At 70.0% G+C, this 10,598-nt stretch carries 10 protein-coding genes, 1 tRNA gene and 1 pseudogene; 7 read left to right on the top strand and 5 right to left on the bottom strand.

Annotated elements, in window-relative coordinates; translation table 11 throughout:
• Positions 1-86 precede the first annotated feature (86 nt).
• Genes HGG74_RS20570 through HGG74_RS20555 form a run of 4 tightly spaced genes read left to right on the top strand, consistent with a single transcriptional unit; the run spans position 87 to position 3,404 of the window.
• The gene (locus HGG74_RS20570) at positions 87-572 is read left to right on the top strand and encodes an SRPBCC domain-containing protein (RefSeq protein ID WP_168489404.1); all 486 of its coding nucleotides are present in this window, start codon (positions 87-89) and stop codon (positions 570-572) included.
• Positions 569-1,090, top strand: coding sequence for a GNAT family N-acetyltransferase (locus HGG74_RS20565; protein ID WP_168489402.1), 522 nt, complete (start codon positions 569-571; stop codon positions 1,088-1,090). The genes HGG74_RS20570 and HGG74_RS20565 overlap by 4 nt, the downstream gene beginning before the upstream one ends.
• Positions 1,087-2,463, top strand: coding sequence for an FAD-binding oxidoreductase (locus HGG74_RS20560; RefSeq protein ID WP_168489400.1), 1,377 nt, complete (start codon positions 1,087-1,089; stop codon positions 2,461-2,463). Before HGG74_RS20565 ends, HGG74_RS20560 begins: the two co-directional genes overlap by 4 nt.
• Before the next feature lie 59 nt (positions 2,464-2,522).
• Positions 2,523-3,404 (top strand): hypothetical protein, encoded by an 882-nt coding sequence (locus tag HGG74_RS20555; protein ID WP_168489398.1) that lies wholly within the window; start codon positions 2,523-2,525, stop codon positions 3,402-3,404.
• Positions 3,405-3,420: 16 nt separating this feature from the next.
• Here HGG74_RS20555 and HGG74_RS20550 read toward each other — a convergent pair whose 3' ends face one another.
• Positions 3,421-3,720 (bottom strand): DUF4193 domain-containing protein, encoded by a 300-nt coding sequence (locus tag HGG74_RS20550; RefSeq protein ID WP_168489396.1) that lies wholly within the window; start codon positions 3,718-3,720, stop codon positions 3,421-3,423.
• Between the two features lie 217 nt (positions 3,721-3,937).
• Here HGG74_RS20550 and HGG74_RS20545 point away from each other — a divergent pair, with 217 nt between their 5' ends.
• Positions 3,938-4,558, top strand: a complete 621-nt coding sequence (locus HGG74_RS20545; RefSeq protein ID WP_168489394.1) for a class I SAM-dependent methyltransferase — start codon at positions 3,938-3,940, stop codon at positions 4,556-4,558.
• 79 nt (positions 4,559-4,637) lie between these two features.
• On the opposite strand, the gene HGG74_RS20540 is transcribed toward HGG74_RS20545, so the two are convergent.
• From HGG74_RS20540 to HGG74_RS20525, 4 genes and pseudogenes are all read right to left on the bottom strand, one after another.
• On the bottom strand, positions 4,638-5,996 hold the full coding sequence (locus HGG74_RS20540; protein ID WP_168489392.1) for a DUF4032 domain-containing protein: 1,359 nt from the start codon (positions 5,994-5,996) through the stop codon (positions 4,638-4,640).
• Between the two features lie 43 nt (positions 5,997-6,039).
• Positions 6,040-6,756, bottom strand: a pseudogene (locus tag HGG74_RS20535) (ABC transporter ATP-binding protein); the annotation flags it as partial.
• 40 nt (positions 6,757-6,796) lie between these two features.
• Positions 6,797-7,621: a trehalose-phosphatase gene (gene otsB, locus HGG74_RS20530; protein WP_312856927.1), complete on the bottom strand. Its 825-nt coding sequence runs from the start codon at positions 7,619-7,621 to the stop codon at positions 6,797-6,799.
• Positions 7,614-9,026 carry an alpha,alpha-trehalose-phosphate synthase (UDP-forming) gene (locus HGG74_RS20525; protein ID WP_168489389.1) on the bottom strand — a complete coding sequence of 471 codons (1,413 nt, stop codon included), beginning with the start codon at positions 9,024-9,026 and terminating at the stop codon, positions 7,614-7,616. The genes otsB and HGG74_RS20525 overlap by 8 nt, the downstream gene beginning before the upstream one ends.
• 209 nt (positions 9,027-9,235) lie before the next feature.
• Between HGG74_RS20525 and HGG74_RS20520 the strand changes: the two genes are divergently transcribed.
• The gene (locus HGG74_RS20520) at positions 9,236-10,105 is read left to right on the top strand and encodes a DsbA family protein (RefSeq protein WP_168489388.1); all 870 of its coding nucleotides are present in this window, start codon (positions 9,236-9,238) and stop codon (positions 10,103-10,105) included.
• 93 nt (positions 10,106-10,198) lie between these two features.
• Positions 10,199-10,272, top strand: a tRNA-Thr gene (locus HGG74_RS20515).
• Positions 10,273-10,598 lie beyond the last annotated feature (326 nt).

Here is a 10,598-nt window from a genome sequence, read left to right as displayed (position 1 = left end):
CCCCCCGCCCCCGCCCCCGGCAGGTCACGCACCGCCGGCCCGGCCGGAGACCGCTTGGGCGAGGCTGGGGCGGCTAGGCTGGATAGATGAGTTCCTCCCTGTTCTCCCACGCCCCGGACCTGCCGGAGCAGCCAGCGCCGCTGCCCGACCTGCAGTGCGAAGTCGCCGTTCCGCATGCCCCGGCGCAGGCCTTTGAGGGCTTTACCGACCTGATCCACCTCTGGTGGCCGGTGGAATCGCGCAGCGTCTACGGCGAAGGCAGCCACCTCGAGTTCGAGGACCGGGTGCTGGCCGAGACGTCGCCGGCCGATGAGGTCAGCATCTGGGGCGAGGTCCTGGACTGGCAGCCGGCCGACAGCCTCCGCCTGACCTGGCACCCGGGCACGAGCGCCGCCTCCGCCAGCGAAGTCCGGATCGCCTTCGTCGCCTCCGGCGAGGACCGGACTCTGGTCCGGCTGGTCCATTCAGGCTGGGAAAAGGACCCGGACGGGGCCGCCCGCCGTGGCGACTACGAGGCCGGCTGGCCGGGCATCCTGGCCCGCTACGCCCGCTTCATGGGCGGGCCTGCGTGATCCGGCTGCGCCGCATGGTGCCGGAGGACTGGGCCGTCTGGAAGGACGTGCGGCTGCGGATGCTCGAGGACTTTCCCATCGCCTTCACTGAATCGCTGGCGCAGGCCGAGCAGAACACGGACGTCCAGTGGCAGGAGCACGCGGCCCTGTCCGCCGGCAAGAAGAGCGTCAGCGTGCTGGCGCTGGATGCCGGAGCCTCGGGGAGCGAGCAGGCCGTCGGGACCATGTCCTGCTATATCGAGGAGGACGGAACCGCCTGGCTGGCGGCCGTCTGGGTGACGCCTGCCTACCGTGGCACGGATCTGGCCTCCCGATTGCTGGCAGATATCCTCAGCTGGGTCCGCGGCCAGCCGGAGGTGCGTTCCCTGAAGCTGGGCGTGCACGAAGAGAATCTGCGGGCGCTGGCTTTCTACCGCCGCCACGGGTTCCTCGACCTCGGTGAGCGCGAACCCTATCTGCTGGATGCCACGCGCCAGGAAATCATTATGGAACTGCCTTTGGAGGCACCTGAAGCATGAGCACATTCCTTGGGGAGCTGGCCGCTGCCTTTCCTGCCGGACAGCTGGAGACCGACCCGGCCCTGCTGGCAGCCTACGCCGTGGACCAGGGGCCGGTGCTGGAGCACCGCCTGCCTGTCGCCGTCGTCTTTGCCGAACGGATGGAGGACGTGCAGACAGTCATGCGACTGGCCGCGGGGCACTCGGTGCCGGTGGTTGCCCGCGGCGCGGGCACCGGGGTGTCCGGCGGCGCACATGCCACCGAGGGCTGCCTGGTGCTGAGCCTGGAGCGGATGAACCGCATCCTGGAGATCCACGCTGAGGACGAGGTCGCCCGGGTGGAGCCCGGCGTGGTCAATGCCGACCTGAACGCTGCCGCCGCCGAGTACGGCCTGATGTACGCGCCGGATCCGGCCAGCTACCGGATCTCGACCATCGGCGGCAACATCGCCACCAACGCCGGCGGGCTGCGCTGCGCCAAATACGGGGTGACCCGCGAATCGGTCCTGGCCCTCGACGTTGTGCTGGCGGATGGCACGCTGATCCACACCGGCCGCCGCACCTTCAAGGGTGTGGCCGGCTACGACCTCACCGGGTTGTTCGTCGGGTCCGAGGGAACACTGGGGATCGTCGTCGGCGCGACGGTGCGCCTGCGCTACCTGCCCGCCGAGGTGGAGACGCTGGCGGCGTTCTTCCCGGAGTTTACGACGGCGGCAGCGGGCGTCCTGGCCGTGGGCAAGGCCCGCGTGCAGCCGGCGATCATGGAGCTGCTGGACGGCAATACGCTCATCCAGCTGGACCGGGAGCAGGGCTCGAACCTGCGCAGCCGGGGCGGGGCGCTGCTGCTGATCCAGACGGACGGCTTCGCGGCCCGGACCGAGGCGGAGATCATCCGCCGTGAGCTGACCGGCCTCGGGGCCACCATCACCGCCGAAGACTACGAGGAAGCTGTGCGCCTGGTGGAGCTGCGCCGGCACAGCCGCGGCGCCGAGGTCGACGACGACTTCCGGGTCGGCGAGGACGTGGCGGTGCCGCGGTCCCAGCTGGTCCACTACATCGCCGAGCTGCAGCGCATCGCCGCGGACCACGGCGTCGGCCTGAAGGTGGTCGCCCACGCCGGCGACGGCAACCTGCACCCGACCTTCTGGGTGGGCTCCGGGGAAGTGCAGAAGGTGCCGGCGCTGAACGCTGCCCTGGACGAATCGATCGACGTCGGCCTGGCCCTGGGCGGGACCATCACCGGCGAGCACGGGATTGGCCAGTACAAGGTGCGCTGGCTGCCGCGCGAGCAGCGCGAGGAAGTCCTGGAGCTGCAGCGCAGCATCAAGCGCCTCTTCGATCCGCACGGGCTGCTGAACCCGGGCAAGGCGCTGCCGGCGGGCATCGAGGCTTAACCCCTGGAGCGCTCCCGCAGAGTCAGCTTGGCCTCCGGGCCAGCGGCCTATGCTGGAGTATGGGTGTGCAAGCAGGCGGCGGGACGGGCAGGTCCCGCTCGCTCTGGGCCGGTGCCGCGGTGCTGTTCTGGGCCGTCGGCTTCTACGGTATTGCCGACCTGCTGGCCTTGGCCGGCGGACGCGGCCAGATGGCGGCCGTCGCCGGCCTGCAGGCGAGCTGGGGCGTGCTGTTCACCTTCATTGTCAGCGGGGCATTCCTGTCCATCGCTGCCCGGCCGCTCAACCCCTGGCCGGCCCTCGTGCAGCTGTGGACCGTGGCCGCGGCGCTGCTGCTGGCGGCAGCGCTGACGGCCAGCGCCGACCCGCTGGTGGTTGCCTTGATCCTGGTCCCGATGACGGCCGCGACGTTCTTCGCCGGCGGCGGGCGGCCGGCGCCGCCGCGGCGGAAACTCGAGGCGGACGGGGTGCTCTTCCTGCTTGCCCTTACCGGGGCGCCCGCGTGGTGGGGCTACGCCGCGGCCGCCGTTGACCGGTCACTGACCGCCGGCGCGGAGGATGATTATTCGTGGGGGCTGGCGCACTGGCCGCTGCAGGCGGCGCTGGGCCTCTTCATGGCCCTGATTGTCCTGGTGATGGCGTTCTGGCCGCCTGGCCGGCCACTGCAGGGCAGCGTCTGCTGCGCCAGTTCGCTGGTGCTCGGTGCCGGCTGGCTGCTGTATCCGGGCAGTGCCGGTTCCGTGGACAGTACGGCGATGTCCGTACTGGCGATGCTCTGGGGCACCGCGGTGTTTTTCTGCCGGTTCCGCGGAACCGGGCGTGGGGAGCCTGCGGGACGGCCGGCTGCGGCGGGCGGGCCGGTACCTCCCGGCCTGCGGGCTGCGAGGTCTGTGCGCGGTCCAGGTATTTCCCGGCCGGTCGCACGGGCGTCCGGCCGGGGGTGACCTGTGTCCGGGCCGGTTATCCCTCGCAGTCGCGGCAGTACAGGCTGCCCTTGCTTTCGCGGGCCACCTGGGAGCGGTGGCGGACCAGGAAGCAGGAGGAGCAGGTGAATTCATCCTCGCGCGGCGGAATGACCTGGACGACCAGTTCCTCGCCCGAAAGGTCGGCGCCGGGCAGGTCGATGCCTTCGGCGGTATCGGCGTCCTCGACATCGATCAGGGCGGTCTGCGCCCCGCCGCGCTGGGCCTTCAGCGCCTCCAGGGACTCGTGGCCCTGCTCGTCGTCCTTGTTGCGCGGCGCGTCGTAATCGGTTGCCATGGGGGTCGTAAACTCCTGCTGGTTTGGTGGAAAATCGCGTATTGCAGCGCCTCATCATAGCCCACCGCGAGGGCCCCTGCCCCCCGAAAAGCCGCAGGCCGGACCGTGTTTTTCGGCACATCACAGGCACCGGCACGGGTGGCACCGCGCACGGCACCGTGCACGGCACCGCGCATGGCGCGGCCCGGGGCCGGCGCGGCGGGCGTAGGCTGGGGCTGTGCGAAAAGAAACCTTGTGGGAGGCGCAGAAGCGCAAGAATCCCGGACACTCGGCCTGGTACATCAACCGTTTCGAGACGATGCGGCGCGAAGGCGCGGACCTGGACGGCGAGGCGCGCCTGATCGACGCGATGGCGGCCCGCGGCAGCCGGATCCTCGACGCCGGCTGCGGGCCCGGCCGGGTCGGCGGGGCACTGGCCGCGCGCGGGCACGAGGTAGTGGGCGTGGACGTGGATCCGGAACTGGTCGACGCCGCGCGCAAGGACTATCCGGACGTGACCTGGCTGGTCGGGGACCTGGCCGAGCTGGATCTGCCGGCCCACGGCATCACCGAAGGCTTCGACCTGATTGTCAGCGCCGGGAACGTGCTGACCTTCCTGGCTCCCGGAACCCAGCGGACGGTGCTGGCGCGGCTGGCTGCGCACCTGCGCGGGGACGGCCGGCTGGTGACCGGCTTCGGCACCGGCCGCGGCTACGATTTCGGCACCTTCCTAGACGACGCCGCCTCGGCGGGCCTGGCGGCCGACCTCAAGCTGGCCACCTGGGACCTGCGCCCCTTCGGGCCCGAAGCGGACTTCCTGGTCGCCGTCTTCTCCCGCTCCCCCCAAAGCGGCCGGTAGCTGCCACTCCCTGGCCACAAGGCCGCTCAACGGGGCTGACCGGTAAAAGCCGGCCTGCGCCGGGCCCGGCCCGCAGCCCCTACCCGGCCGGCGCCGGGCCGCCGTCGGGCTCCGCCGTGCCCGCCGGGGCGTCCGCGTCCAGCAGGATGGCCGCCTCGTCCCGGCGGTGGCGCAGGATGGTATCGATGTAGGACTGTACTGCCTCGGCCAGCGGAACGTTGCGGTTCTGGTTCTCCGAGAGGTACCAGCGGTGCTCGAGCAGCTGGTGCACCACCTCGGCAGGCTCCAGTTTGCCCTGCAGTTCGCGCGGAATGGCGCGCACCACCGGCTCGAAGACATGGCGCAGCCAGGCATGGGCGCTGAGCTCCTGGTCCAGGTCCGGGTGGTTGTCGGCCCGGTAGGTGTCCATGTCGTTGAGCAGCCGCCGGGCCTGGTTCTCCTCGGCGTCCAGCCCGGTCAGCTCCAGCAGCCGGCGCTGGTGGTGGCCTGCATCGACCACCTTGGGCTGGAGCTGGATGGTGGACCCGTCCGCCGTGGTCTTGATGGTGAATTCCTCCACATCGAAGCCCAGCTCATTGAGCCGCCGGATGCGCGCATTGACCCGCCAGCGCTCGCCCAGGTTGAAGGATTCCTGTCCGGTCAGCTCGGCCCAGAGCTTGCGGTAGACATCCATGATGCGCTCGCTGGTGTCCAGCGGGTCGATCTTCTCCTCGATCAGCCCGCCTTCGTGCAGGTCCATCAGCTCCCCGGCGATGTTCACCCGGGCGATTTCCAGGTCGTATTCGCGCTGGCCGGTGGACAGTTCCGGGTAGAGCTCGCCGGTTTCCGCGTCCACCAGGTAGGCAGCGAAGGCGCCGGCGTCGCGGCGGAACAGGGTATTGGACAAGGACACGTCGCCCCAGTAGAAACCGGCCAGGTGCAGCCGGACCAGCAGCAGGGCCTGGGCATCGATCAACCGGGTGAGGGTCGGCTGGCGCAGCGTCTGGGAGAACAGCGCACGGTAGGGCAGCGAGAACCGCAGATGCCGGGTGACCAGCACCGGATCCAAGTCCGCGCCGTCGGCCGTGCGGCGGCCGGTGATTACCGCCAGCGGCTCCACGCAGGGCACGTCCAGGCGCTGGAGCTTGCGCAGCATGTGGTACTCGTGGCGGGCCACATGCTCGCTGGTCTCCTTGATAGCTATGACCGAGCCGGACAGATGGGCGAAGCGCACGACGTGGCGGGAAAGCCCGCGGGGGAGCGCCGCCAGATTGGCCACCGGCCAGTCCTCAAGGGCCAGGTCCCACGGCAGGTCCAGCAGCTTCTCGTCGGTGGTGGCCGAGGTGATGTTCAGCGCTCCGATGGCCGCCGCCGGCGCGTCCAGCCCGCGCGGAAGCTTGCCCAGCTGGCCGAAGTCGGTGGGCTCGTCATGCCAGTTCGCGGCGGGGCCGTTGTTCATCGTTTCCTATCGTAGAGGGGCGACGACGGCGGCAGGTTCAGTCCGGAGTGCCGATGAACCCGGCGACAAACTGGTTCGCCGGCCGCGCGTACAGCTCGTGCGGGGTTGCCACCTGCTGGAGCACTCCCTCGCGCAGTACCGCCACCCGGTCCCCGAGCGCCATCGCCTCCGCCTGGTCGTGCGTGGCGTATACGGTGGTGATGCCCAGTCGGCGGGCCAGGGAGGCGATCTGGGCGCGGGTCCGGGCCCGCAGCGCGGCGTCCAGGTTCGCCAGCGGCTCGTCCATCAGGAAGACCTGCGGGCGGCGCACCACGGCCCGGCCCATGGCTACCCGCTGGCGCTGGTCCCCGGAGAGCGCCTGGGGCCGAAGGTCCAGGACCTCTTCCAGTTCCAGCAGCCGGGCCGCCTCGCGGACCCGGGCGGCCCGCTCGGCGTCGGGCACGCCGGCGATCTTCAGGGCGAAGCCCAGGTTGTCGGCCACGCTCATGTGCGGGTAGAGCGCGTAGTTCTGGAACACCATTGCCACGTCGCGGTCCTTGGCCGGCACCGCGGTGGCATCCCTGCCGCCGATCAGCACGCGCCCGGAATCCATCTCTTCCAGCCCGGCGAGCATGCGCAGGACCGTGGACTTGCCGCAGCCGGCCGGCCCGGCCAGGACCAGGAATTCACCGTCCCCGACCGACAGGCTCAGCCCGGCCACGGCGGGCCGTTCCGTGCCCGGGTACACGCGGGTGGCATTGTCGAAGGTTACCGTTGCCATCATCAAGTCCCTTCAGCGGCGGGTATGGGCCCGGCGGTCCTCAGCGGCGCACCGCCGCCGCGCGCAGCCGGGCGAGCTCGGCGAGCACTGCGGCGAAGGCCTGCGGGGAATCCACCCGGTAACGCGCCCCGGTGTCCCCGGGACCGACCTTGATCCCCACATCTTGGCCGCGGAGCACGGCGAAGGCGTTCTCATCGGTGACGTCGTCGCCGGCGAAGAGCACCGCGTCGGCGCCGGTGAAGGCCCGCAGCAGCTCGACGCCCCGGCCCTTGTCCGCGCTGATCACCGAGGTCTCCAGCACCCGCTTGCCGTCGGACAGGTGCACCCCGTCAATCTCCTGCAGCAGGGCGCGGGCCTGCGCCGTGGCCGCCGCGGCCACCTCGTCCGCGGCGGTGCGCGTGTGCAGCACGACGCCGGCCGGCTTGGCTTCCAGGATGGTCCCCGGGTGCGCGGCGACCACCCGTTCAACGGCGGCGGTGGCCTCCGCCAGCGCCCGGGCCTGGGCCGCGTCCAGCGTCAGCGGCGGACTGTCCGGACCGGTGAAGACCTCGCCGCCGTGCGAGCCGATGAGCAGCGTCCGCTCGTCCGGGGCGGCGACCAGCCGCAGGCTGGCCAGGGCGCGTCCGGAGATGAACGCCGTCGTGGTCCCGGGCAGCCCGGCCAGCTCCAGCACGGCGGCAGCGGCCTCCGGCAGCGGGCGCGCGTCCGCGGCATGCTCCACGATCGGGGCCAGCACGCCGTCGAAATCCAGCGCGACGAGCAGCCGCCCGGCGCCGGCCAGCTGCTCCAGTGCGCTGTGCAGGTCCGGGTCCGCACCCGCTGCCGGCGGGCCCGCAGGTTGTGCCACCTCCGCGGACTCAGCCACGTCCGGCCGCCAGCGCGTGCAGGAAGGTCTGGGACCAGTGCTCGACGTCGTTCTGCAGGATCTGCCGGCGCATCGCGCGCATCCGCCGGGTCGCCTCTCCCTTGGGCAGGTTGAGGGCCTGCAGGATGCGCTCCTTCAGCCCGTCGATATCGTGCGGGTTGACCAGGATGGCCTGGCGCAAGTGGTCCGAGGCACCGGTGAACTCGCTGAGCACCAGGGCCCCGTCCACCCCGGTGCGCGCGGCCACGTACTCCTTGGCGACCAGGTTCATGCCGTCGCGCAGGGCGGTGACCAGCATGACGTCGGCGGCGAGGTAGAGCGCCACCATTTCCTCGGTCGGGTAGCTGTGGTGCAGGTAGCGGATGGCGGTCTTGCCCAGGGTGTCGAAGGTGCCGTTGATGCGCCCGACGGAAGCCTCGATGTCGTCGCGCAGCAGCCGGTAGGACTCCACGCGCTCGCGGCTGGGGCTGGCCACCTGGATCAGCACCGTGTCCTCGACCTGGAGCTTGCCGTCCTCGAGCAGCTCGCCGTAGGCCTTGATTCGGTGCCCGATGCCCTTGGTGTAGTCCAGCCGGTCCACGCCGAGCAGGATGGTCCGGTCGCCGACCTCCTCGCGGATCTGGCGGGAGCGTTCGACGACGTCGGGCCGGCGGGCCAGCTCGTTGATCCGGGCCACGTCGATGGAGATCGGGAAGGTGTCCGCCCGGCACTCCCGCCGGCCGGCCTCGTCGTGCAGTTCCACGAAGTGCTGCTTGATGAGGCTGCCGGTGTAGCGGCGGACGGCGCGCAGGAAGTTGCTGGTATCGCTGGCGCGCTGGAAGCCCACCAGGTCGGCGCCGAGCAGGCCCTCGAGCACCTGGCGCCGCCAGGGCAGCTGGGCGAAGATCTCCACCGGCGGGAACGGGATGTGGTTGAAGAACCCGATCCGCAGGTCCGGGCGCAGATGCCGCAGGAGCCGGGGCACCAGCTGCAGCTGGTAGTCCTGCACCCACACCGTGGCGCCCTCGGCGGCAATCGCGGCGGTGGCCTCGGCGAAGCGCCGGTTGACGGCCTTGTAGGCGTCCCACCAGTTGCGGTGGAACTCCGGCGGGGCAATCACGTCATGGTAGAGCGGCCAGAGTGTGGCGTTCGAGAAGCCCTCGTAGTAGAACTCCACCTCTTCCTCGCTCAGCGGCACCGGCACCAGATGGGTGTCGTCGTGCTCGAACGGCTCCACCGTCTCGTCCGGGGCGCCGTGCCAGCCGACCCAGGCACCCTCCGAACTGCTCATCACCGGGGCCAGCGCCGTCACCAGGCCGCCCGGCGAACGGCGCCAGCCTTCGCCGTCGTCCTCCGCCACGCGATCCACCGGCAGGCGGTTCGAGACCACTATGAAGTCGTACTTCCCGTAATTTCCGCTGTCCATGTGACCTTCCCGACAAGACTGAAGACTTTTTATGACTCTATAAGGAAAAGGGGAACCAATGCGCCGGAGTTGGCCGTTCTTAAGATTTGCAGCCGGCAGTCGCGGCCGGGCCTCGCCGTTCGCTCCGCTCACGGCGGGGCCCGGCCGATAGACTGGGTTTTGTTCAGGCCCCTGCCGGGGTTCGTCCAGACGGGAAGACAAGAGGACCAATGCCACAGAACGCCCCCAGACCTACCAAAGCGGAGCGCACTGCCGCCGCCCGCGAGAAGGCGCGGCAGATCCGCGAAGAGCAGCAGCGCCGGGAGAAGCGGAATTCGCTGCTGCTGCGCTGGGGCATTGTCGGCGCCGTCGTGGCCATCATCGTCGCCGTCGCCCTGATCGTGGTCTCGGGCACCCGCGGCAGTATCCCCGATGCCGGCCCGGCGCCGCAGCACGGGAACATCTACGGCGGCTATGTCATGGCCAAGGACGGCCTGCGGCCGACCGAGGCCCACACGGTGGACGTGGCCAGCATCCCGGACCCGGCATCCAGCGACGGCGGAAACATCATCCCGGCCGGCATCAAGGCCGCCGCGAAGGGCGACCCGGCGCAGATCGTCGTCTACGCGGACATGGGCTGCCCGGTCTGCAAGGCCTTCGAGGGGCAGTACTCGGAGTACCTGGACGGCTTGGTCCAGGACGGCGCCGCGACCGTCGAGTACCGGGTGGCAACCTTCCTGGACCGGGTGTCCACCACCAACTACTCTTCCCGGGCGGCCAACGCCGTCGCCTGCGTGGCCGACGAGCAGCCGGAGGCCTTCCGCGACTACATGACCGAACTCTTCGTCCAGCAGCCGGCCGAAGGCGGTGCCGGCCTGGACAACGCGACCCTGGTGAGCATTGCCGAATCGGCGGGCGCCCCCGGCGTGGCCTCCTGCATCGAGGAGGACAAGTTCCGCCCCTGGGCCAAATACGTGAACCAGACCTTCAGCGAGTACCAGGTCGGCGGGACCCCGACGGTGTACGTGCAGGGCCAGAAGTGGGACGGCGCCACCCAGCCTGACTTCCGCGCCTTCGCCGAGCAGGCCATCAAGGGCTAAGACGACGGCGGCGGCCGGCGGACCGGGAAAGTTTTCCTGATCCGCCAGCCGTCGGTTACGCTTTTCTAGCCGGGATCCTCGGGTTCCGGCCGCGCCTCCTTAGCTCAGCTGGCCAGAGCACCTGTCTTGTAAACAGGGGGTCGCCGGTTCGAATCCGGCAGGGGGCTCCGTAACAAAAGGCTCCGGTTCCTTGAAATGCCAAGGGGTCGGGGCCTTTTGGTTTGTCATATAAGAGAGAAGCTTGACGGATCAGACACCTTATGCAGGTCCCCGTTTTCCCGGGGATTCTCTGGCAAGTAGCAAGCAAATAGCAAGTTGCTTGCAGGCCTCAATGCCGCGTCATTGCTGGGATACAGCCGCCGACCGGAGGGCAATGTGCCAGTCATGAAGCCTGGACTTCTTAGCCATAAGCGAACAGGGCGGGCGCCGCCGAGGCAGCCCGGTAATCTAGATGTACTGACCTGAGAGGTTGGGTACGCGGCTGGCCGGTGGC

This window comes from Arthrobacter mobilis, assembly GCF_012395835.1.
Classification (GTDB): domain Bacteria; phylum Actinomycetota; class Actinomycetes; order Actinomycetales; family Micrococcaceae; genus Crystallibacter; species Crystallibacter mobilis.
This window is presented reverse-complemented; position numbering and strand designations above follow the sequence as displayed.